At 64.3% G+C, this 23,101-nt stretch carries 20 protein-coding genes; 7 read left to right on the top strand and 13 right to left on the bottom strand.

Going from position 1 to position 23,101, the window contains the following annotated elements; translation table 11 throughout:
* Positions 1-585: 585 nt before the first annotated feature.
* Together XB14_RS28315 and XB14_RS28310 are read left to right on the top strand one after the other, a co-directional pair.
* Positions 586-1,524 (top strand): LysR family transcriptional regulator, encoded by a 939-nt coding sequence (locus XB14_RS28315; protein WP_077966899.1) that lies wholly within the window; start codon positions 586-588, stop codon positions 1,522-1,524.
* A gap of 236 nt (positions 1,525-1,760) precedes the next feature.
* Positions 1,761-3,200, top strand: a complete 1,440-nt coding sequence (locus XB14_RS28310; protein WP_077966897.1) for an NAD-dependent succinate-semialdehyde dehydrogenase — start codon at positions 1,761-1,763, stop codon at positions 3,198-3,200.
* 85 nt (positions 3,201-3,285) lie between these two features.
* Here XB14_RS28310 and XB14_RS28305 read toward each other — a convergent pair whose 3' ends face one another.
* Entirely contained in the window at positions 3,286-3,579 is a 294-nt protein-coding gene (locus XB14_RS28305) for a type II toxin-antitoxin system RelE/ParE family toxin (protein WP_077966895.1), read from the bottom strand.
* On the bottom strand, positions 3,579-3,827 hold the full coding sequence (locus XB14_RS28300) for a type II toxin-antitoxin system ParD family antitoxin (RefSeq protein WP_077967807.1): 249 nt from the start codon (positions 3,825-3,827) through the stop codon (positions 3,579-3,581). Before XB14_RS28300 ends, XB14_RS28305 begins: the two co-directional genes overlap by 1 nt.
* A gap of 210 nt (positions 3,828-4,037) precedes the next feature.
* Here XB14_RS28300 and XB14_RS28295 point away from each other — a divergent pair, with 210 nt between their 5' ends.
* Complete coding sequence (locus XB14_RS28295) at positions 4,038-5,498, top strand: MDR family MFS transporter (protein WP_077966894.1); 1,461 nt, start codon at positions 4,038-4,040, stop codon at positions 5,496-5,498.
* A gap of 49 nt (positions 5,499-5,547) precedes the next feature.
* On the opposite strand, the gene XB14_RS28290 is transcribed toward XB14_RS28295, so the two are convergent.
* The 4 genes from XB14_RS28290 to XB14_RS28275 all read right to left on the bottom strand — a co-directional run bounded on the left by XB14_RS28290 (position 5,548) and on the right by XB14_RS28275 (position 10,977).
* On the bottom strand, positions 5,548-8,241 hold the full coding sequence (locus XB14_RS28290) for a TonB-dependent receptor (RefSeq protein ID WP_077966892.1): 2,694 nt from the start codon (positions 8,239-8,241) through the stop codon (positions 5,548-5,550).
* A 126-nt stretch (positions 8,242-8,367) separates the two neighbouring features.
* Positions 8,368-9,369: a FecR family protein gene (locus XB14_RS28285; protein WP_077966890.1), complete on the bottom strand. Its 1,002-nt coding sequence runs from the start codon at positions 9,367-9,369 to the stop codon at positions 8,368-8,370.
* Positions 9,362-9,874: a sigma-70 family RNA polymerase sigma factor gene (locus XB14_RS28280; protein WP_077966888.1), complete on the bottom strand. Its 513-nt coding sequence runs from the start codon at positions 9,872-9,874 to the stop codon at positions 9,362-9,364. Before XB14_RS28280 ends, XB14_RS28285 begins: the two co-directional genes overlap by 8 nt.
* A gap of 266 nt (positions 9,875-10,140) precedes the next feature.
* The gene (locus XB14_RS28275) at positions 10,141-10,977 is read right to left on the bottom strand and encodes an oxidoreductase (RefSeq protein WP_077966886.1); all 837 of its coding nucleotides are present in this window, start codon (positions 10,975-10,977) and stop codon (positions 10,141-10,143) included.
* Positions 10,978-11,092: 115 nt separating this feature from the next.
* On the opposite strand from XB14_RS28275, the gene XB14_RS28270 reads away from it, so the two are divergent.
* The 4 genes from XB14_RS28270 (at position 11,093) to XB14_RS28255 (ending at position 15,554) form a co-directional block, all read left to right on the top strand.
* Positions 11,093-11,995: a LysR family transcriptional regulator gene (locus tag XB14_RS28270; RefSeq protein WP_077966884.1), complete on the top strand. Its 903-nt coding sequence runs from the start codon at positions 11,093-11,095 to the stop codon at positions 11,993-11,995.
* Between the two features lie 233 nt (positions 11,996-12,228).
* Positions 12,229-13,500: a sensor histidine kinase gene (locus XB14_RS28265; protein WP_234804161.1), complete on the top strand. Its 1,272-nt coding sequence runs from the start codon at positions 12,229-12,231 to the stop codon at positions 13,498-13,500.
* A gap of 487 nt (positions 13,501-13,987) precedes the next feature.
* Positions 13,988-15,166 (top strand): DUF2778 domain-containing protein, encoded by a 1,179-nt coding sequence (locus tag XB14_RS28260; protein ID WP_234804160.1) that lies wholly within the window; start codon positions 13,988-13,990, stop codon positions 15,164-15,166.
* Positions 15,167-15,287: 121 nt separating this feature from the next.
* Complete coding sequence (locus XB14_RS28255) at positions 15,288-15,554, top strand: DUF2277 domain-containing protein (RefSeq protein ID WP_077966879.1); 267 nt, start codon at positions 15,288-15,290, stop codon at positions 15,552-15,554.
* 57 nt (positions 15,555-15,611) lie between these two features.
* On the opposite strand, the gene pta is transcribed toward XB14_RS28255, so the two are convergent.
* From pta to XB14_RS28220, 7 genes are all read right to left on the bottom strand, one after another.
* A complete protein-coding gene (gene pta, locus XB14_RS28250) occupies positions 15,612-16,616 on the bottom strand; it encodes a phosphate acetyltransferase (RefSeq protein ID WP_077966877.1) in 1,005 nt (334 codons plus the stop codon).
* A complete protein-coding gene (locus tag XB14_RS28245) occupies positions 16,616-17,653 on the bottom strand; it encodes a YeiH family protein (protein ID WP_077966865.1) in 1,038 nt (345 codons plus the stop codon). The genes pta and XB14_RS28245 overlap by 1 nt, the downstream gene beginning before the upstream one ends.
* Positions 17,654-17,728: 75 nt before the next feature.
* The gene (xsc, locus tag XB14_RS28240) at positions 17,729-19,504 is read right to left on the bottom strand and encodes a sulfoacetaldehyde acetyltransferase (protein WP_077966848.1); all 1,776 of its coding nucleotides are present in this window, start codon (positions 19,502-19,504) and stop codon (positions 17,729-17,731) included.
* Positions 19,505-19,538: 34 nt separating this feature from the next.
* Entirely contained in the window at positions 19,539-20,939 is a 1,401-nt protein-coding gene (locus XB14_RS28235; protein ID WP_077966846.1) for an NAD(P)/FAD-dependent oxidoreductase, read from the bottom strand.
* Positions 20,940-20,956: 17 nt separating this feature from the next.
* Positions 20,957-21,337 carry a nuclear transport factor 2 family protein gene (locus XB14_RS28230; protein ID WP_143348618.1) on the bottom strand — a complete coding sequence of 127 codons (381 nt, stop codon included), beginning with the start codon at positions 21,335-21,337 and terminating at the stop codon, positions 20,957-20,959.
* 117 nt (positions 21,338-21,454) lie between these two features.
* Positions 21,455-22,282 carry an ABC transporter permease subunit gene (locus tag XB14_RS28225; RefSeq protein WP_034790428.1) on the bottom strand — a complete coding sequence of 276 codons (828 nt, stop codon included), beginning with the start codon at positions 22,280-22,282 and terminating at the stop codon, positions 21,455-21,457.
* On the bottom strand, positions 22,275-23,087 hold the full coding sequence (locus XB14_RS28220; protein ID WP_065375984.1) for a taurine ABC transporter ATP-binding protein: 813 nt from the start codon (positions 23,085-23,087) through the stop codon (positions 22,275-22,277). The genes XB14_RS28225 and XB14_RS28220 overlap by 8 nt, the downstream gene beginning before the upstream one ends.
* Between the last annotated feature and the right edge of the window lie 14 nt (positions 23,088-23,101).

Raw genomic sequence — 23,101 nt, 5'->3', positions numbered from 1 at the left:
CGACCGCGGCGATTGCGAGAAGAACGACGGCGATACGAAACGTGATACCTGATCGGCTGACCATCGGCGCCTCCGCAGTCCTTGCTGTCGGCACGCGGCGATAGGTAGCGCCGACCATCGGAAGCTGGGCCTAAATGTGGCCGCTTCAATGGCGCAACACCCTGAAAAACAATTAAAAATTGTTCATCTTCGGTGTCGCTCATCTCGTTTGGCGGCCAAAGCTGCCGGCACGCTGATCCCGGGGCGGAAGGGCCGAACCTGGCGGGCGATTGCCGACCACTAGAGCCTGGGTGACAGATCCGGCAACGTGGGTGCGGAATACCGGATCTGCCCCAGGCTCTAGCAGCAGGAAAGCCTCGTCCGGCGGCCGGCCGGCGATAGAGGCTTCACCGAAGTTGTGCGGGGCGGAACGAGCGTCAAAGCCAAGGATGATGCAATTACCGTCGCAACCCTCGTGCGTGCCAGCGTGATCGGTGATCGCCCGTTTCATTCCTGCTCCCTCAGACCCATAGGCGGAGCATTGCCCCAATTCATTGATCAATGTAATTGCTCGAATATCGATCACTTTGATCAGGATGGCCGATCATGCTGGATGCCCTGACGCTCGACCAGCTGCGCATATTCGTCGCCATCGTCGACCACGGCTCGTTCCGGGCGGCGGCCCGCGTCCTCGGGCGTGCCCAATCCGGCCTCAGCAGCGCGATCCTCAACCTCGAAACGGAACTGCGCCTGCCGCTGTTCGACCGCTCCCAGCACCGCCCCGAATTGACGAAGGCGGGAGCGACATTGCTCGCGGAAGCGAGAACCTTGCTGATCAATGCAGATGCGCTGCGCGCCAAGGCGAACGGCTTCAATCAGGGCATGGAGTCGGCGCTGCGCGTCGCGCTCGACCCGCTGCTTCCGTTGCCGGATGTCGCCCGGGTTGTCAGCGACTTCACCCTCTCCCATCCCGGCGTGCGGGTGGAGCTCGTGACGGCGCCGATGACCATGGCGCTGAGCCTGGTGCTCGATGGAGACTGCGACCTCGGCCTGACCGCTGCGCAGGAGACGGACGCGCATATCGCCGGCGAGGCGGTCGCAGTCTTTCCGGGCATGGTGCCGGTATGTGCACGCGACCATCCTCTCGCCGCCGCCGTCGAAGGATCCGCAGGCCTGACGACGGTCGACCTTGCCGACCATCTGCAGATCGTCGTCGCGGATCCTTCTGCCGAGCAGCAAGGGGTGAGCTACGCGGTGTTCTCCCAGCAAACGCTGCGGGTCAGCGACCTTGCCACCAAACACGCGCTCATACTTGCCGGAGCCGGATGGGGGCATCTGCCCCTCTGGCTGGTAAAGGCGGATCTCGATGAAGGGCGCCTCTGCGAGGTGCCGCTTACGACCCGCAACGGTCTCCCTGGCCCGCTTCTCCCCTTCTATGCGATCCGCCGGATCGATCGGGTTCGCGGGCCCGCAATGGAAAGCCTGTGCAGGCTCATGATTGCCCATTTCAGGGGCCAGTCGCAGGCGACATCGGCGCTTGCCTGATCTGCCGCTACGTAGGCAACAGCAGTCGAGCAACAGCGGGCAAGCAGCCAGGGGGTTGACGTCCGAGGCCTGAGCGTCTTGAGTTCGTCCCGAACAGGGCCGCCGCCTTGCAACGCGGCGGCCACGTCCCCATTTCCAGATCTCAGGGTTGCCTGGCCGGGCAGCCCATCCCCCATCGACCTGATCCTACGGCGTCGCAAGCAAGGCGACGAACTTCATTCAGTAAAGGGTTTCCTATGGCTCACTATCCAGACATTCTGCTTCATATCGACGGCGCCTGGCGGCCGGCGCGGTCAGGCAAGACCATTCCCGTCATCGACCCTGCCAACGAGGAAACGATCGGTCAGGTGGCCTGGGCCGAAGTGGAGGATCTGGACGAGGCGCTTGCGTCCGCCGAGAAGGGGTTCAAGACGTGGCGGGCCACGTCCGCCTTCGATCGCGCCCAGGTGATGCGGTCGGCAGCCGCCCTGCTTCGCGAACGGGCCGGCGACATCGCCTGGCTGATGACCCGCGAACAGGGCAAGCCCCTTGCCCAATCGAAGGGCGAGATACTGGCTGCGGCCGAAATCATCGAGTGGTTCGCCGAGGAAGGAAAGCGCGCCTACGGCCAGATCATTCCGCCGCGTTCGCCCGACGTCACCCAGATGACCGTCAAGCTGCCGGTCGGTCCCGTTGCCGCCTTCACACCCTGGAACTTCCCGATCAACCAGGTGGTGCGCAAGCTGTCGGCGGCGCTGGCCACCGGATGCTCGATCATCGTCAAGGCGCCGGAGGAGACGCCGGCGTCGCCGGCAGAACTGATCCGCTGCTTCGTCGACGCCGGGCTTCCGGCCGGCGTCGTCAATCTCGTCTACGGTGTGCCCTCGGTCATCTCGGAATATCTGATCGCCCATCCGGTGATCCGCAAGATGTCGTTCACCGGCTCGACCCCGGTCGGCAAGCTGCTCGCCGCCCTTGCCGGCCAGCACATGAAGCGCGCGACGATGGAACTGGGCGGGCATGCGCCGGTTATCGTCACCGATGATGCCGATGTCGAGCGCGCCGTCGCCATCATGTCCGGCAGCAAGTACCGCAATGCCGGCCAGGTCTGCGTGTCGCCGACCCGCTTCCTCGTGCAGGAGCGCGTGGCGGACCAGTTCCTCGACGGCTTCGTCGCCGCATCGAAGAAGATCAAGGTCGGAAACGGTCTCGAAGCCGGCGTCGACATGGGGCCGCTTGCCAACGAGCGGCGCATCCCGGCGATCGAGAGCCTGGTTGCCGACGCGGTCGAACATGGCGCCCGGCTGGCAACCGGTGGCCATCGCATCGGCAACCGCGGCTATTTCTTCGAGCCGACGGTGCTGGCGGACGTGCCGCTTTCCGCGCGCATCATGAACGACGAGCCTTTCGGCCCCGTCTCGATCATCAACCGGTTCCAGGATCTGGACGAGGCGATCGATGAGGCCAATCGCCTGCCCTTCGGCCTTGCGGCCTACGCCTTCACCGGATCGGAGCGCAGCGCCCATCGCCTCGCAAGCGAGGTCGAAAGCGGCATGATTACGATCAACCATCTGGGCCTGGCGCTGCCCGAGGTCCCCTTCGGCGGCATCAAGGATTCCGGTTACGGCACCGAGGGCGGTTCCGAAGCGATCGAGGCCTATCTGGAAACGCGCTTCGTCACGCGAAAGAGCGTCTGACACCGGCGGCAGGCAACCGCCTGCTCGACCGAGAAGCAACAGGGGACGGCGCCGCCGACGTCGTCCCCGGGCTACCGCCCTTCGGCTACAACGCGTTGCTCGTCCAGTCCTCGTGCCCATGGCGGACGCGAACGACGAGGATGGTGCCGTCCGCCTCGATCCGGTAGACGACCAGATGCGCCTTGAACGGATGGATGCGCATCGGCGGCGACAGTTCCGTGCGCTCTCGCGCCATGCGCGGATTGGCGGCAATCAGGGCGAAAACGTTGAAGAGCTCATCGTGATATAGTCGCGCCTGGGCGAAGCCGAAAAGGCGCACCCCATCCTCGGCGATCGCGATGATGTCTTCTTCTGCCGCGACGGATAGCCGGAATGCCATTATCCGCGCGGCGCGTCAGCGCGCGCCAGCGCCGCGGAAAAGAGCTCGTCCTTGGAACGGGACCCGACGCCGCTCTTCAGACCGTCATCGACAAAGCGCTGCATCACCGCAACCTTGTCGTTCCGCTCCTGGTCCCTGCGGATGAGGTCGCGGACATAGTCGCTGGCGTTGGCATAACGGCCCGTGCGCGTCTGCGCTTCCACCCAATCCTTCATCGGGTCGGGCAAGGATACGTTCATCGTCGCCATGTCGGCCTCCATTGCTGCAGGGAGATTGGCATATTTTAGCAAAGTTTGTCAAACTGGCGGGGATCAGCTACGGCCCTTCCCCGATGGCCTCGCTCCCTGCCGCTCCTCCAAGGCCGCGGTCTGGTCGCCGCGCCGGTTGACTATCGGAGTGCCAGCCTTTCTGAATGCCATCGGCACAGGTGAACGACGGATTGCAATCGGACCTTAGGAATGACAGAGACGCTTCAACGACATGGCATGGCAGCAACGGGGTCCACGCTTTCCGAGCCGGAAAAGAACATCATCATCGGCGGCGTTCTTCTCTCCATGCTTCTGGCGGCGCTCGACCAGACGATCGTGGCGCCGGCGATGCCGACCATCGGCAAGGCGCTCGGACATAGCGACTACCTGCCGTGGGTCGTGACCGGCTACCTCCTGACCGCGACGGCCATGGCGCCGCTCTACGGCAAGATCTCGGATATCTACGGAAGGCGGCCGACGATCTTTGCCGCCATCATCATCTTCCTTGCAGGATCGCTGATAAGCGCGCTCGCGCCCAACATGCTGACGCTGATTATCGGCCGCGCCGTTCAGGGCCTGGGTGGCGGCGGCCTGTTCGCGCTGGCGCAGACCGTCATCGGCGATCTCGTTCCGCCCCGCGAACGGGCGCGCTACGCCGCCTGGATATCCGGAACATGGGCGGTTGCGAGCATCGCCGGACCGCTTCTGGGCGGCACCTTCGCCGAACACCTGCACTGGTCCCTGATTTTCTGGATCAATATTCCGCTCGGACTGGTGGCGATGGCGATCATCAACAGGCCGTTACGGAAGCTGCCAACTGTCGCCCGTGCGCACCGGATCGACGGGGCAGGTGCTCTCTTGCTCGTTGCTGCGACCGCGCTTTTGCTGCTTGCGCTCAACTGGGGCGGCAGCCGCTATCCCTGGCTTTCCACCGTCATACTCGGCTTGCTCGGCTCTTCCGCCGTCCTCTGGCTCGCTTTCGCCCTGCGGCTGCGCAAGGCGAAGGAGCCGCTCATTTCACTGGAAGTGCTCGGCAATCCCGTCGTCCGCTACGGAACGCTTGCCATGTTCCTGGCGCAGGGCGCCAATGTCGGGCTCGCGGTCTATATCCCCGTCTACGCGCAATCGTTCCATGGGCTGTCGGCCAGCAGTTCGGGTGTCGTTATGCTCGGCCTGCTGCTTGGGACCGTGTGCGGGGCGACAACCAGCGGGCGGACGATACCGCGCATGGTGCATTACAAGAGGATGGCCCTGGTCGGCGGTGCGCTTGCCTTCCTCTGCCTGGCGGCCCTTGCCGCTCTCGCCGGACGGACTTCGCTGCTCGTCCTTGAGCTTTTGACATTCGCCGCCGGCTTTGGCTCGGGCATGACCTTTCCGGTGGCGACGATTTCGGTTCAGAATTCCGTCGACCAGGAGCATCTCGGCGTCGCAACCGGCGTTCTGACCTTTCTGCGATCACTGGGTGGCGCCCTCGGCGTCGCGGCATTCGGCGCGATCGCCCTTGGCAACGGCCTGCCGCTCGCTGGCGAAGGCATGGAGGCGTCAGGCACGGCGGCGACCTCGACCCTGCCCTTCACCTACATTTTCATCGCGAGCGCCGGCGCGATGGCGGCGGCGCTGGTCTTTTTTCATCTCATGCCGGAAAAACCATTGCAGGGCCGAGTGCCGTAGTTGCTCCCGTCGAATAGCAGGACCGCTGACGGCATTTTGATCGCAGGGCTTAGAACTCCGCCTTCAGCGACGCGTAGAAGGTGCGTCCCGGGCCGGGCTGCTGCACCAGGCTCAAGGGGTCGACATAGTAGGCATCGGTCAGGTTCTCGATGCGGAAGCTCGCGGTCAGGCTCTCGTTGATGCGGTACTCGGCGAACGCGTCCACCAGCGTATAGGGCTTCCAGTCGATCAGCGAGATGAACTGCGAGGCACCCTGGGCGGTCACGTCGCCGTGGCCGATCGCGCGCGATCCGGTGCGCGAAACGCGCCCGCCCACCGTCAAGGCGTCGTCGAGGAACGTCTGCGAAAGGGTCAGCGCGACCGTGTATTCCGGCGGCACCTGGTTGGTGGCGTAGTCGGCATAGAGCGACTTGTTCCCGCAGGTGGTGGCCGTTCGGCAAAACTCGACATCGGTGTAGTAGTTGGCAGCAAGCTCGGCGGTGAAGCCGCCGCGTTCATAGCGACCGGAGAGTTCGATACCCTGGAAATGCGCGCCGGCGATGTTGTGGATGCGCATGCCGGAGATCCCGCGCGGGTCGGTATACCATTCGCGCGAGATGTAGTTGTCGACGTTCCAGTCGAAGAAACCGAGCTTCATCATTGCCTGGTCGTCGGCTGAAAACACGCCCTCGCGCCTGAGATTGGTGCCCACTTCCCAGTTGTTGGATCGCTCGGGCCTGACGTCGGAATTGACGTTCATGGTGAAGGCCGAAACGCCCTCGAAGATGCTCGGCGAGCGCAGTGCGCTCGAGTAGTTCACATAGAACTGGGTGCCGTCGAAGGGCTCCAGCGTCACGCCCACGGATGGGCTGAACCCGCCGTCGCTGAGGGCCGTGTCGTAGGTGTAGCCGGGGCGGACCTGTTCCGGGGCGTTTCGATCCTCGGTCCAGTAGTGCTGATAGCGCAGGCCGCCATTGATCGTCAGCCAATCGGTCGCCTTCCATGCGGCCTTGGTGAAGGCCGCCGCCTCCTGCCGCGTGCCGTCGCGAAGGTCGAGCCAGGTCTCGAGTTCAGGCGTGAACTTGCTCGGTCGCGTGTCCTCGCTCTGGAACGACAGGCCGTAGGTCAGGTCGAGCGCGCCGTAGGCGGTGGTCAATGCCGACGTATTCGAGACATCGGCGCCCCACATGAAGGTGTCGGATCCGGTGCGGAAGTCGGCCGGCAGGCCGAAATCTCCGGGCTGCGGGTAGAGCACGCCGCTCCGCCGGGGATTGCGCAGCTCCAGCCGCGTCGCCCAGAGATTGGCCTTGAGATCGATGAGGTCGTTATCGTCAGGCTTCCAGCCGTAGCGAAGCGTGCCGGCATGGACCTTCGTTCCCGCCGTCTGGCCCTGCTGCACGGCCTGGCCGCGATCGGAGGTCAGGCGCGACGCCAGGAGGTCGCCGGCCTCGCTGCGGAAGCCGTTGTAGCCGAACTGCAGGCTGTGACCGTTCTCGAAGCGGACGGTACCCTTGGCAAGATAGGATTTTGTCTGGAGCTGGGTGTTGAGCACCTCCTCGCCGGCGCGATAATTGGCGATGCCGATATTGTCGATATAGTCCTTCCAGCCCCGGGACGGCGGAAGGCACACGCCACTCTCATAGCAGAAGGGTCGCGGCCCCATGCTGACCGGTCTTGCCGCGGGTCCGTTGGTGCCCGCGTGATAGTTGCCCTGCCGGCGATAGGCGTAGCCGGCAACGAGATCGACGTTTTCCTCCTGCATCGCACCGACGATGCTGCCCGAGCCGCTGGTCGGGTCGAAGAACGAGGGGCGATCCATTCCGTCGCTTTTTGCCGTTGCCACGGGGGGCGCCCAGGTTCCACCCGGCCAGGCATAGCCGGCCGTGGTGCCGGCCGGCGGTGGCGTGGAGGTGTTGGTGCCGAAGCCGCCTTTGACCCTGAGGCCGAATGTCCGCCCCTCCTTCACGATGTCGCCGGCATCGAGCGTGCGCATCGCCACCGTGCCGGCAATGCCGCTCGACGCGACGTCCGAACCCTTGGTGATTTCGACGCCGCCGAGGAAATCCGGATCGACGAAGGTCCGGTTGGAGATGCCCTGGTAGCCCTGATAGACCGTGGCCGAATTGCTGGCGCCATCGACGGTGACGGCGACGCGGCCCATGCCCTGCATGCCGCGGATGTTGACGTCGACGGCGCCGGCGCCGTTGCGCGCCTCCCCGGACAGGACGCCGGGCGTGCCGCGGAAGATATCGGCCGGGCTCGAGCCGCGGAAACGGTCGATGTTTTCTCCCGAGATGTAGGCGGTCGGCGCGGCCGTTTCATAGGGCGCGTCCACGGGATTGATGATCCCGGAGCCGGCGACAATCGGCGCGAGCATCGTTTCGCCGCCGGCTGCACCGACGGCATGCGCGCCGGAGACCCGCTCGGTAATCGTGACGGTCCCGCCGTTCAGGCTATAGGAAAGGCCGCTTCCGGAGAGCAGCTGCGAGAGCGCCTGTGTCGGGGCGATCGGCCCGCTGACGGCCGGTGCGAATTTCCCCTGGGTCAGCGATGCCGAATAGGCGAGTTTCAGCCCGGACTGCCGCGCGAACGCCGTCAGTGCCGCGGTCAGGGCTTGCGCCGGAATGTCGAAGGTCATGGCACCCGAACGGGCTGACCGTTCCTGTTGTGCCAAAGCCGGCATTGCCGTTTGAAGTGAACCGACCGTCGTGGTTGCGACCACGACCGCGCCAAGAAGTTTGTTTCGCCCCGTTTGTCTGGACATCTGATCCCTATTCCCATGCCTGTGAGCGAGGGATCGGTGCTCCTGGTGGCAGGACATATCCCTCAAAAGCCGAGACGAGGCACCACGCAAAAACCCACAACGATGTTCGAAAAAAAATCAGAACGGCTAGGCTGCCGAGATCAACGTCACGTAGCGCGTCATGCGCGTGACCCGGATCGGCAGGCCGGACGCAAGTGCTGCAAGCGAGGCGTCGGGCGTTCTTAAGTCCAGGACGGCGCTGACCAGCGTCGACTTCAGGCTGTCGTTGCTGAAGACGATCCAGCCCCCGTGATAGCGGCTGAGCGCGGCGACGACATCACCGAGCCTGCGGTTTTCGGCCACGTACATGCCGGATTGCCAGGCGAGCGCGATTGCCGGATCCTGCAAGACGGGCGCGCCGACGGCACCGTCGCGGGCGACCGACACGCGCTCTCCCCCGGCGACCGTAACACCGGCAAGCCCTCCGGCCGTTGGCTGCACGCGCACCGAATGACGGGTGACGGCAACGCCGAGCGAGCCGTCCGCCGCGTTGGCGTCGACGTCAAAGGCGGTGCCAAGGGCGGTGACCACGACGCCGCCTGTCGCAACGCGAAAGGGCCGCGCCTCTGCCGCCACGTCAAAAAATGCCTGGCCTTCCTTCAGAACGATCCGGCGCGCCCGTTCGTCGAAATGCACGTCCATCGCCGAGCGGGCGTTGAGAACCACCCGCGATCCGTCGGGCAGGTCGATCGAGCGCGTCTCTGCCGTGGCGGTCGCATAGTCGGAGCCGAGGCTGCGCAGCCAGGGGCGTGAAGCGGCAAGCCCGCCTCCAAGGACCGCAATGCCCACCGTACCGGTGAGAAGGCGGCGGCGCGAAAGGAGTGCCGTGGCGCGGCCGGGATAGACGAGCCCGGTCCTGCGATCGCGCCTGAGATGTGCCGCGTCGTTCCACAAGGTTTCGGCTTCGACCGCTGCCGCCTCGTGCTCGGCGCTTTGTCCGCGCCACGCCTCGTAGGCGCGTCGATCCTCGCCGGTGGCCTCGCCGGAGTGCAGGCGGACGACCCAGGCGAGCGCCGCGTCGGAGATGTCCCTGGCGGGACATTGCAAGGGGGTCGATGCCGGTTTCACGGCCGGCGCCTTATCAGACATGGTCCATCTCGCGCCGCACGTCGCGGCAATGGCTCAGGGCACGCAGCATGTGCTTTTCGACCATGCTGACCGAGATGCCCAGCGTTTCGGCTATTTCGCGGTGCGAATGGCCCTCGACCTTGTTCATGATGAAGGCCGTTCGGCAGGCGGCCGGCAGTTCGTTCAAAAGAACCGAAAGCGCCGCGACCTTGTCGCGAAACTCCAGCCGCTGCGCGAAATCGTCCGGCGACGACAGGCGGTCTGCCTGGTCCAGCTCGACCCGGCGCGACCACTCCCGCTCCAGCTTGATGCGAAAGTCGATCGCAGCATTTCTCGCTGCCTTGAACAGGTAGGAACGTGGATGCTCGACGCTGCGGCGGTCTACCCTCACCATGCGCAGATAGGCGTTCTGCACGACTTCCTCGCCGTCGTCCCGGTTGCCGATCAGGCGCGATGCATAGCGCACCACCTCCTTGTGGTGGCGCCGGAAGAGCAGGCCGAGCCAGTGATTGAGAGAGCTTGCCATCCTGCCGCCCTTCCTAGCGAAGCGCGACGCGATGGTCGTGGGAGTGGAATTCGACAGGCATGATGCAAACTTCGCGGGACAACCTGCGGCTTACCGTCGCCGCAGGCTAATACTTGTCTCTTATACTCATGTTTTAGAGTCCGACAAGCGCCTTTGCGCGAAAACGTCTAGATTGGATTCGCCGGCACCAATCCCCGGATGGTTCCGGGCCGTCGGTACCGGCGGCATTCCATTGCTGATCAGAAGAAGATCGGTTCAGGCTCCGTTCAAACAGCCGGCTCGAAGTCCGTCGAAACGGAAACCGTGCGCCACTGGGCGAGAAGGTCTCGATCCGAGGCGTGCTTCGCCTCGATCGTTGCGACCGTATCGCTGCCAAGCGGAAGCCGAACCGGCGGTTGGTCCGCATCGACGAACGAGATCAGTACATCAGCGAGCCTGTCGGGATTGCCCGGCTGGTTGTGGCTGATCTCCTTCGCCTTGCAGCGGACGGCGCCTGCGGTCTCGGCATAGTCGCTGATCTCGATCGGGCTGACGCTCAACGACGTCGAGTCGAGAAAGTCCGTGCGGAAGTAGCCGGGCTCGATCGCCGTCGCGTAGATGCCAAGCGGCGCGAGCTCCGCCGCCAGGGCCTCCGTCAATCCCTCGACGGCAAATTTCGTCGAGCAATAGACGCCGAAGCCAGGTCCGCTGCGGTAGCCGCCGATGGAAGAGAAGTTGAGGATCCGCCCTGAGCGCTGGCGACGCATATGCGGCAGCACCGCGCGGGTCACGGCAAGAAGCCCGAAGACATTGGTACGGTAGAGCGCCTCGATCTCGGGACCTGTCGCCTCCTCGACCGCGCCAAGCAGGCCATAGCCGGCATTGTTGACCAGAATGTCGATGCGCCCGAAACGGGCGATCGCCTCGCCCACCGCCTGATGTGCCTGGGCCTCGTCGGTGACGTCGAGAGCCACGGCCAGTAGGTTGGGATGATCTGCGAAGCGGTCCGCGATCGCCTTGGGATTGCGCGCCGTCGCGACCACCTGATCGCCCTTCGCCAGGGCCTTTTCTACGATAAGGGCACCAAATCCACGGGATGCGCCGGTGATGAACCACGTATGCATGTGAACCTCCGATTTGTTTCGCCGCTCATCGTCGGCGGCTGAGGAGGTTGTACTGCGAGACGTCTGCTGAGATAATCGACTGGATTCTTGTTGAGTTGATGAGAAAATCTCACGAATGCGAACCATATCCCCGTCCGACCTTTCCTCTTTCCTGGCACTCGCCCGCCATCGCAGCTTCCGCCGCGCCGCCGACGAGATCGGCTGCACGCCGTCCGCACTCAGCCATGCGCTGAAGGCGCTTGAGGAGCGGCTGGACCTCAGGCTCTTCAACCGAACGACCCGCAGCGTCGCCCTGACCGAGGCCGGAGAGCGCCTGCTTGCCCGCGTCGCGCCGGCCTTTCGTGACATCGAAGACGCGCTCGATGACCTCAACAATTTCCGGGGAGCGCCGGTCGGGCGGTTGAGGCTCAATGCGGCACGCACGTCGGCAAGGATGGTGCTGCTGCCCCTGGTCGCCCGGTTTCTCGAGAGCCATCCGAAGGTCAATATCGAGATCGTCGTCGACAACGATGTCGTCGACATGGTGTCGGAGGGCTTCGATGCCGGCATTCGCTTTGGCGAGATCATCGCCCAGGACATGATCGCCGTCCCCGTCGGACCGCGCCAGCGCACCGCGATAGTGGCAACCCCGGCCTTCTTCGAGCGCCACGCCAGGCCAACCTCCCCCGACCATTTGAAGGCGCTGCCTTGTATCGGACTGCGCTTCGGAAGCGGGCGGCTCTATGCATGGGAGTTCGAGCGCGGGGGCGTCGAGGTTCAGGTCGAAGTAACCGGTCCCCTGGTCGTCGATGACCAGGATCTGATGATCGATGCCGCCCTTCTCGGCGCAGGGGTTGCCTTTACCTTCGAGGATCAGGTGCGCTCGCTCATTGACGAGGGCAAGCTGGTCCGCGTCCTTGAAGACTGGTGCCCTTACTATGGCGGCCTCTATCTCTATTATCCGAGCCGGCGACAGATGCCGGCGGCACTGAGGGCCTTCGTCGATTTTGCGAGAGCCTGGGACAAGTCACCGCTTTGAGGGGAGCCGCGCCCTGCCCTGGCAAGCACGCGTAATGTCCGCGCAACCTGGTGTTTACAATCGTCTCGTCAAGGTTTTACTGACACGGGTTCTTACCGCGTCAAAACAACGTCAGCCAGGCTCGGCGGCGTTGGCAATCCAACAACATGGTGCGGATAGTGTGGAAGCTTTGGCCAAGGTCTCTCAAGCAACGTCTCATCGCCCACCTCCTGGTTCTGCAACTGGCGGTTCTCTTGGCGTTCGGCCTGTCCTTCGTCACGCTCCTTGTCGTCGCGGACGAAGGCGGCGCGCTCGTCAGCCCGGCCCCGGTCGAGACGGCGTTCCGCGCGATCAAGAGAAACGCGAGCGGCAAGCTCGAACTCGCTGACACCGCGGACCTGACGCGCGTTCGTATTCAGCAACCCAATTTCTGGTTCATCGCCCGCAACGACAGGGGCGAGATCGTCCAGGCCGGCGACGTACCGGAGATCTACCGCGGCATGAGCGGGGTCCTCGGCCGAATGACCTACTCGGACATTCGCGACGATGGCGAGCCATCGACCTATCTCGCCGTCATCCGGCGCATGACAAGCGAGGAAGGCACCTTCACCGTGTTCGGACAGGGAACGCTTCTCAGCCAGCCCTCCCTCATCTTTTCGTTTTCGCGGCTGTTCGTCGCGCCGATGCTGGTGTTGCTCGCGCTCGTCACGATCTTCGGCGTACCTCGCATCGTCAACCGGGCGATCCGGGGCATCTCCGATCTCGCCCGCAAGACGGATGAGATCGACATCACCCATCGAAGCCACCGGCTGGCCGAAACGGCGGTTCCGAGCGAAGTCCGCCCGCTCGTGCGCGGCATCAACAGTGCGCTGCACCGGCTCGATCAATCCTATGGCCAACACCAGCGCTTCATCCTCGACGCCGCCCATGAGTTGCGAACCCCTGTGGCAATTCTCCAGGCGCGGCTCGATTTGCTCGCCGCCGGACCGGAGCGCGATCGGCTGGTCTGCGACTGCGAGAGGATATCGGCGCTTGCCGAGCAACTGCTCGACCTTCAGCGGCTCGAGGCCAATGCCCGGCCGTTCACATCCGTCGACCTCGTCGCCCTGTGCCGCACCGTCGCAGCGGACCTCGCGCCGCTCGCGATCGACGAGGGATACGACCTGTCCTTCGAACAGAACACCGAGCAGTCGCTGATACAGGGAGATCCCGTTTCTCTCGAACGCGCGATCACCAATCTCGTCCAGAATGCGATCGAGCATGCGGGAAACCAGGGCGTGATCGTCGTGCGGGTCGAGCCGGATGGCGTTATAGAAATCAGCGACGACGGCCCCGGCATTCCCGAGGCGGAGCGCGAGCGCGTCTTCGAGGCGTTCTACCGTCTGAAGCCACGCGACCGCGGGGCGGGCCTCGGACTGAACCTCGTCCTTCAGATCGCGGAGCGACACAATGGTCGCGTGACGGTCCTGACCTCGCCAAGCGGAGGCGCATGCTTTCGCCTGGCCTTTGGCGAAGCGCGCATCTGAATGCCACAATGACGCCACAGGCCGCGGATATCGACGCCGCGCGGCAGGAGTTCCCGGGGTCGGGATAGGGTCGCAGGAGCGGTCGTAGCCTTGGGCGCGACTGCCGATCATCGGGGAAATGGACCGAATGGCGCTGCGAAGCGCAAGAAATTCGATTCGAGATCTATTTCGGCCGTTGGAAAGCAAAATTTAACCATACTTCTCCATCTTTTGTCCATCAGTCGTCAAGAAGGGGACAATCCAGATGTCGCGCAGCCGCGGTCGCTCGCCGGCCCGGGGGCTTTTGCGGGATTTTCTGGCTTGATTTGCGTAGTTGAGTAAGATCATTCGCTCACAGTCTTTGCGCCGTCTGTTGCGCCCATTGTTGATCACTTGCTGCGGCACCGCCCTCGTCGGCGCGGCTGCGTGGTCGCTTGTCGGCATGGCCGCGATAGGCAGTTCATACGCGCATGGTTCGGGCCGCCTGCTGCCCAAGCCGCAGTTGCATTTGGCCGAGAAGGTAAAAGACCGCGCCTGGGACAAACACGCCAGAACCAACCAGGCGACGCGGCTCGTGGCCGCCGCTGCGGCGCAGCCGGTCATGGTCGCAAGCCTTGCCCCCAGCGAAGCGAGATTCGCGGACAATCGCGAGCTCCCGAGGGATGCGGAAACGATCGGCAAGAGCGCCCGGATTGTAGCTGCGGTGAAGAAAGCCGTTCTGTCGTCCGAGAAAGTCGCGAGCAACTCCGTTCTCCCTCCTCAGGCGCACCATCAGACCGCGACGATCGGCCTGCCGGCACCGGAACGCTTCGCGCCGGTGGCGACCGTTACCGCCGACGAGAAGCCGGTCCAGCTCGCCTACGCCACGCCCTCTCAGAGCCACGTGGAAGGCAGCGCCTTTTCCGCACTTTTGACCGCGCCCTCCGAGGACGATCTCGCCGAGGAGCCGGACCAGGATGCCGCCGAGGACACCGCCGCCCTGCCGAGCCATGAGGACACCCCCTCCGTCGGACCCATGCCGCAGTTCCGCCCGCGCGCCACGCAAGCGGAAAAGCCGGCTGCCGAAGACGAAAACCCACTGACAAGGCAGGCCGAAGACACGGCGGCGAAAAAGGCCGAGGAGACCGCCAAGGCGGACGAGGACGAAGCGCCGAAGAAGCAGAAGCTTGCTTATGCACGGCCGGAAGACCCGACCGAGAACAGTGCCGGCACCGGTTTCGGCCAGGCGCTCCGCAACATGTTTGGTGGTGGAGCCAAGGCCGGCAATGGCGTTGCCGTCTACGACATCACTGCCGCCAAGGTCTACATGCCCGACGGCAGCGTGCTCGAGGCCCATTCCGGCATCGGCAAGATGGCCGACAATCCGCGCTATGTGAATGTCAGGATGACCGGGCCGACCCCGCCGCATACCTATAATCTCAGGATGCGCGAAACGCGCTTCCACGGCGTCGAGGCGATCCGCATGCTGCCCGTCGATGGAAGGAACAAGCACGGTCGCGACGGTTTCCTGACCCACAGCTACCTGCTGCGCGGCAAGCGCGCGGAATCCCATGGCTGCGTCGCCTTCGCCGACTATCCGCGGTTTCTGACCGCCTTCAAGCAGGGCAAGGTCAAGCAGATCGTCGTGGTGCCGAGCGGCGGGCGCGCGGCCGGCATGCGCCTGGCTCAGAACGGCAGGAATTCCTGACCGGAGGCGTCCGACCGTCGGATTTGTATTAGGAGACGGCAAAGGTCTTCCGCCGACGAGGAACGGGCACTAAGATCCCGACCTCGACAGGAGCGAGAACGAAGAGGACCGGGAGCCCGTCATGTGCCGAAACATCAAACCCCTGTTCAATTTCGAGCCGCCGGCGACGGACGCGGAGATCCATGACGCCGCGTTGCAGTTCGTGCGCAAACTGAGCGGAACGAACAAACCATCCAAACGCAATGAAGCGGCGTTCGAGCGCGCGGTCAGTTCGATCGCGGCCTGCGCGCAGGAACTGATCGACGCACTCGAGACGTCGCAGCCCCCGCGCAACCGCGAAGAAGAAGCTGCCAAGGCGCGCGCACGGGCCGCCGTCCGGTTCGCCTGACGACCGCGACGCCACAAGAGCGGCCTACGCAATCAAGCGACAAGGACCTCCGAGGACCTAGCCCTGCCCGCCCGAAGCCTGAACGACGGTGACGGCGATCATGTGGAAGACGTCATCGGCATTGCAGCCACGCGAGAGATCGTTGGCGGGCTTGGCAAGCCCCTGCAGAATGGGGCCGATGGCAGCGGCGCCGCCGATCCGCTGCGCGATCTTGTAGCCGATATTGGCCGCGTCGAGATTCGGAAAGACGAAGACATTGGCCTCGCCATGAAGAGCCGAATCCGGTGCCTTGGCGGCGCTGACGGCCTCGACGAAGGCGCTGTCGAACTGCAACTCCCCGTCGATCACGAGACCCGGCGCTGCGGTATGGGCAAGCCGTGTCGCCTCAACCACCTTGGAAACCCGCTCGTGCGCGGCGCTGCCGGCCGTCGAGAACGAGAGCATCGCCACCTTCGCCGGCTTGCCGGCGAGCGCCTCGAACGAGCGCGCGGAGGTCACGGCGATATCGGCAAGGCCCGCGGCGTCCGGATCCACCACCAGCCCGCAATCGGCAAAGACGAAGGCGCCCTTCTTCACATGGTGCGGCGCGCAGAGCATCATCAGGAAGAAGCTTGATACCAGCCCGACATCCGGTGCCCGGCCGATGGTCTGGAGTGCGGCACGCACCGTATCGGCGGTGGTGGCGACCGCGCCTCCGACCGTGCCGTCGGCGTGATCCTCGCGCACCATCATGGCGGCAAAGACGAGCGGCGAACGCACGGCTGCCGCCGCAGCCACCTCGTCGACGCCCTTGTTTCGCCGCAGCGCGTGATAGGCCGCAGCAAGGCGCTGCGTCAACGCGGACGAGGCCGGATCCTCGATACGGATAGCGTCCCGATTGCCACCAGCGACCGCCAGTTGCCCTCCGACGATCTCCCGGTTGCCGACGAGCGTGATCTCGGCAATGCCAGCGCGCACGGCCCGCAAGGCGCCTTCGACGATGCGCGGGTCCTCGCCCTCGGCGAGAACGATATGGCGGGGGGCGGCTTTCGCGGCTTCGAGAATGCGGTCGAGCGGTTTCATCAGGCGTGCCCCAGATAGTGAATGCCGACGAGGATGAAGAGGGCGATGAAGACGGTTTCGGCGATGATCAGCGCGACCGCGTCGCCGCCAACGTCGAGAACGCGGCGAAGCGAGGTGCGCATGCCGACGGCGACGATGCCGGCAAGCAGCGCCCAGCGCGAGGTCTCCATCCCGGCCTTTGCGACCATTTCCGGAACGAAGCCGAAGGAATTCAGCGCCGCAAAGATCAGGAAGGCGACGACGAAACCCGGGAGCAACGGCGGGCGCTTGCCTGTTTCGCCTTCGGGCTGTGGCACCTTGCGCAGCGACAGCGAGAAGATGAGCACGACCGGCGCCAGCATAGTGACGCGGATCAGCTTGACCAGCGTCGCCGTCTCGCCCGCTTCCGGTGAGACCGAGAAGCCGGCGCCGACAACCTGGGCGACGTCGTGGATGGTGCCGCCGAAGAATATGCCGGTCGCACGCGCATCCAGCCCCATGGTTTGGGCGATGATCGGATAGGCGATCATCGCCAGGGTGGAGAGCACCGTGACCGAGAGCACGGTGAAGATCAGATTGCGCTCGGCAAACTCGTTTTTCGGCAGCACGGCGGCGATCGCCATCGCCGCCGAGGCGCCGCAGATGGCGACGGATCCACTGGTCAGGAGTGCCAATCGCCAGCCGCGGCCGAGCAGTTTTGCGGCGAGCAGGCCGAAACCGATGGTCGCAGCGATGGCTGAAACCAGGAGGAGGATCGTGCTTGCGCCGAGCCCGATGAGCAGGTCGACGCTGATGCGCATGCCGAGCAGCGCCACGCCGATGCGCAACACTTTCTTGGCGCAGAAATCGATCCCGGCGACGCAGCGCCCTTCCTCGGACAGAAAGTGAAAGGCGATGCCGAGCAGCAGCGCCATCAGCATGGCCGGCGCGCCGTAGTGATCGGAGAGAAACTGGGCGGCGACGGCAACCGCCGCAGTGACGGCGAAGCCGGGCCAATAGGCCGCAAAGCCGGAGGGTACGCTCCGGAAGCGTTCGTGGACGGAGGTGACGAAGGTCATGGTTTTAATCCGGTCACTTGCGGGATGTTCACTCCCGCCCGGACGCGCCGGGCGGGGCATGGTTGGTAAGAGGGATCACGCCCGCTTCTGCGGACGCATGTCGGCACGATCGATGCCGGCAACCGGCACCGGCTTCTTCATCGCGTCGCGGCGGAAGGGTTCGCCGAGCTCCTGGTTGAGGATGACTTCGATGAAGGTTGTCACGCCCTTCTTCTGGTCGGCGATCGCAGTAGACAGCGCCTCAGTCAGCGCTGCCGTCGTATTAACGGCAACACCCTTCAGGCCGCAGCCTTCGGCCACTTTCGCGTAGGAGAGGTTGGGGTTGAGTTCCGTGCCGACGAAGTTGTTGGCGTACCAGAGCGTCGTGTTGCGCTTCTCAGCGCCCCATTGGTAGTTGCGGAAGATCACCATCGTGATCGCCGGCCATCCCTCGCGGCCGATCGAGCCCATCTCGTTCATCGAGATGCCGAAGGCACCGTCACCGGCAAAACCGACCACTGGCACATCAGGGCAACCGATCTTGGCGCCGACGATCGACGGGAAGCCATAACCGCAGGGGCCGAACATGCCCGGTGCCAGATATTTGCGGCCGGCTTCGAAGGTCGGATAGGCGTTGCCGATCGCGCAATTGTTGCCGATATCGGTGGAGATGATCGCTTCCTTCGGCAGGGCCGCCTGGATCGCCCGCCATGCCTGGCGCGGCGACATACGGTTCGGCTCGCGCGAGCGTGCGCTTTCGTTCCATTCCGTGCCCGGATCGTCGTCCTCGTGGTCCATCGAGGATAGTTGCTGCTGCCAGGCCGAGCGGGTCTGGTGGATCGTCGCCTTGCGCTCCTCGCGGCCGGCGTCGCCGGCAGACGGCGACAGCAACTCCAGGATCTGGCGGGCGACCTGCTTGGCATCGCCGCAGATGCCGACCGACACCTTCTTGGTAAGACCGATCCGGTCGGCGTTGATGTCGACCTGGATGATCGAGGCGTTCTTCGGCCAGTAGTCGATGCCGTAGCCCGGAAGCGTCGAGAACGGATTGAGCCTTGTGCCGAGTGCCAGCACGACATCAGCCTTCGAGATCAGCTCCATCGCCGCCTTCGAGCCGTTGTAGCCGAGCGGGCCGACCGACAGGCGATGGCTGCCTGGGAAGGCGTCGTTGTGCTGGTAGCCGCAGCAGACCGGCGCGTCGAGACGCTCGGCAAGCTTCATGGAATCGGAAATGGCATTGCCGATGACGACGCCGGCGCCGTTGAGGATGACCGGGAATTTCGCCTCAGACAGCAGCTTGGCCGCTTCCGCGATCGCCTGCGGGCCGCCGGCCGGGCGCTCGAAGCGAACGATCGCCGGCAGGTCGACGTCGATCACCTGGGTCCAGTAGTCGCGCGGAATGTTGATCTGCGCCGGCGCACAGCCGCGCCAGGCCTTTTCGATGACGCGGTTGAGGACTTCAGGGATACGCGAGGGATCGCGTACTTCTTCCTGGTAGCAGACCATTTCCTCGAACATCGCCATCTGGTCGACCTCCTGGAAACCGCCCTGCCCGATCGTCTTGTTGGCCGCCTGCGGCGTGACCATCAGAAGCGGCGTGTGGTTCCAGTAGGCGGTCTTGATCGCGGTGATGAAGCCGGTGACGCCGGGGCCGTTCTGGCCGATCGCAACCGACATCGTGCCCGTGGCGCGGCTGAAGCCGTCGGCCATCATGCCGGCATTGGTCTCATGGGCGCAGTCCCAGAATTTGATGCCGGCCTTCGGGAACAGGTCCGACACCGGCATCATGGCCGAGCCGATGATGCCGAAGGCATGTTCGAGGCCATGCATCTGAAGAACTTTGACGAAGGCTTCCTCGGTGGTCATTTTCATGGGGTGGTTCCTTTCCTGGTATTATTTCAAAGCGTTAGAGGATCTCGTCGCGGAGGTAGTACCAGCGGTACATTCCCCATTGCCCAAGCCGCCGGAACGGCGTCAGCAGCCCGTGGCCCGGCAGGGACGAGGTGAAGATCGGAAGGTCGAGATCGCCGCCCTTGCCGGCGACCATCTGCGCCATGCGCCGGCCGGCCTGGGCGGAATACATGACGCCATTGCCGCCATAACCCATGGCGTAGAACAGCCTCTGGGCCGGATCCGGCTGGAAGATGCGCGGCATCATGTCGTGGCTGACGTCCACCCAACCCCACCAGGAGTAGTCGATGTCGATGTCGCGCAGCGCCGGGAACTTGCGGTAGAGACCTGCCAGAAGCAGTTCGAGATGCTTCGGGTTTCCGGCGTCGCGCCCGGTAATCGCACTGCGGCTGCCAATCTGCACGCGTCCGTCCGGCAGCATGCGGTAGTAGTGGCGCAGGGTGCGCGTGTCGGTGAGCGGAATGCGCGCCTTGAAGTTCAGCGCCTTCTGCTCGCTCTCCGTCAGCGGCCGGGTGACAATCGAGTTCGACAGGATCGGCATCAGCCGATGGCGGGTGAGCGCGTTCATGCCGGGTGACGTGTAGCCGGCCGTCGCGATGCAGACGGCACGCGCCCGCACCGTTCCGCCAGGCGTCGTCAGGTAATGCATGCCGCCCTTGGCGATGCAGGAGAGCACGGGGCTCGACGTATGCACCCTTGCGCCCAGCTTGCGAGCAAGTCTGAGGTAACCGAAGGCGAGTTTTGCTGCGTGGATGCCCATGCCATCGGGCTCGTACATCGCCCCGCGTGCTTCCTCGTCGCGGACGAAATCACGGTGGATCTCATCGCGCGAGATCATGCGGGCGCGATAGCCGAAAGTATCGTTGAGAACGCGGACCTCGTTTTCGAGCGCCGGCAGCATCTTGTCGCGATGGGCAATGTAGAGGTGGCCGCCGTCCTGCGGGTCGCAGTCGATCTCCGGTTCCTTGACCAGGGCCCGAAACAAATCGAACCCCTCGGAAATCTCGGCATGCATCTTGCGCGCGACATCCACGCCCCAGCGGGCGATCCATTGCGAGCGCTTCAGGCGACCGGCGGAAATCTGCGCCTGCCCGCCATTGCGGGTGCTGCAGCCCCAGGCAACGCCGTTCGCCTCCAGCACGGTTGCCTTGATGCCGTGCTCGCGCGCCAGATGAATGGCGCAGGAGAGGCCGGTATAGCCGGAACCGATGATGGCGACGTCGACATCGATATCGCGCGTGACCGGACCGTCATCCTCCGGTTCCGGACCGGCAGTGCCGATCCAGTAGGTCGGCGCGTAGTCCTTGCCCGTGCCGGGGCTGCGGGCATGGTTGGGGTCATAGGCCGGATCAAACGGCTCTCTTGCCGGCTTCAAGGGTGTGGCGCGCAGTTGCATGGCTTTCGCTCCAGCCGTCAGTAGCGGGGTTGCAGGACCGGGCGGTTCTTGCGGAACGCCTGCTTGCGCACGATCTTGCCGTCTCGGAAGGTGAAGAGGTCGCAGCCCTCCGCCTCGATGCGGCTGCCATCGGCGGCCGTGCCGGAGAAGGTCCATTCGGACACGCCGCGATCGCCCTCGACGAAATGGCTGTGGTTGCCCCATTCGGCATCCGGCATCGATTTCCAGACGCCGCTGAAGGCGTCGGCGATCGGACCCGTACCGACGAAACGGTTGCCGTAGACCTCCGGGCCTGCGACCGCGTTGAACACGCAATCCTCGGCGAAGAAGTGCATGACCCCATCGATGTCATGCCGGTTGAAGGCATCGAACAAGGTTTTGAGATCGGTTGCCGTCAGTGTCATGGTCCTGTCCTTTGGCTTGGTCGTCAGGCATGGCTTCGCCAGAGACGGGAAAGGCCGTCTTCAAAAGGCCGCCAGGCCGTATTCAGTTGAAGTGTCGGAGGTGGTCGCCGGTTAGAGGCGACCCTTCCAGGGGATCAGCGCCTTTTCGAGGTAGCGGATCAGAAGATCGAAGGCGAAGGCGAAGATGCCGATAATGAAGATGCCCATGATCACCGTGTCGCTTTCGAGGTTTTCGGCGGCGTTCAGAACCATGAAGCCGAGGCCCCGGTTCGCGGCCACCATTTCCGCTGCCACAAGCGTGGTCCAGCCGACGCCGATGCCGATACGCATGCCGGTGAAGATCTCCGGCAAGGCCGCCTTCATGATCACCTGGCTGATGACCTGCCCGCGGGTGGCGCCCATCGCATAGGCCGCGTGGATCTGCTCGGTGGAGACCGAACGCACCCCTGCCCTTGCGGCAATCGCCATCGGCGCGAAGATCGCCAGATAGATCAGGAACACCTTCGGGAACTCGCCGATGCCGAGCCAGATGATGACCAGCGGCAGGTAGGCAAGCGGCGGAAGAGGCCGGTAGAATTCGATGATCGGGTCGAACAGGCCGCGCACGAAGCGATTGACGCCCATGAGCACGCCGATCGGCACTGCCGTCAGCAGCGCCAGCAGGAAGGCCCCGAAGACGCGGCCGATACTGGCCAGCGTGTGCTGCATCAGCGTCGAGTTCGAAACACCGTCGGTCATTGCCAGCATGAACTTGTCCCAGACCGCCAGCGGCGACGGCAGGAAAAGAGGCTTGACCCAGCCGCCTTCGGTCACGAGGAACCAGAGGGCGACGATGACGACCGTCGTCGAAAAACTGATCAGACCGCTGCTGCCTTCACCCGGAGCACCGAAGATCTTGCCGGCCTTTACGGGCTTGGCGCGTGTCACTCTGTCAAGCATGGGCCACCTCCGGGTTGCCGGACGCACGTTCGTCGCCATAGATGATGCCGAGCACTTCTTCGCGCATGCGGATGAATTCCGGGCTGGATTTGATCGCGCGCGCATTGCCCTCGGCGAGGAAGCGCTTGTTGAAGTTGAGTTCGTAGGTATGGGTGATGCGGCCCGGGCGCGGCGACATGACGATCAGCCGCGAGCCGAGGAACAACGCTTCCTCCACACTGTGGGTGATGAAGAAGAACATCTTGTTGGTGAGCTGCCAGACCTTCAGAAGCAGCTCCTGGATCGTCTCGCGCGTCAACGCGTCGAGGGCCGCCATCGGCTCGTCCATCAACAGCATGGCAGGATCACAGGTGAGCGCCCTTGCGATGCCGACGCGCTGCTGCATGCCACCCGAGAGGTGATAGATCATGTGGCGGTGGAAGTCCTGCAGGCCGACCAGCGCAAGGTTCTTGGTCGCAAGCTCCCGCCGCGTCGCCTTGTCGACGCCGCGCAGTTTGAGGCCGAATTCGGTATTCTCGATGACGTTCAGCCACGGCAGAAGCGCGTGCTTCTGGAAGACCACGCCGCGCTCGGCGCCGGGACCGTTCACCTGGTGGTTGCCAAGGGTGATGTCGCCTTCCGACGGGGCCATGAAGCCGGCCATCAGGTTAAGCAGCGTCGTCTTCCCGCAGCCTGATGCGCCCAGCGCGACGACGAAGTCGCCGCTGTTGATGGTAAGATTGACGCCTTTCAAGGCGATGATCGCCTGGTCCGAGTACAGGCCCGGGTAGGTCAGACTGATGTTCCTGACGCTCAATGTTTCCATGAGAAATGCCTCCC

It is taken from the genome of Ensifer adhaerens (assembly GCF_002007205.1).
GTDB classification, from domain to species: Bacteria; Pseudomonadota; Alphaproteobacteria; order Rhizobiales; family Rhizobiaceae; genus Ensifer; species Ensifer adhaerens_D.
This window is presented reverse-complemented; position numbering and strand designations above follow the sequence as displayed.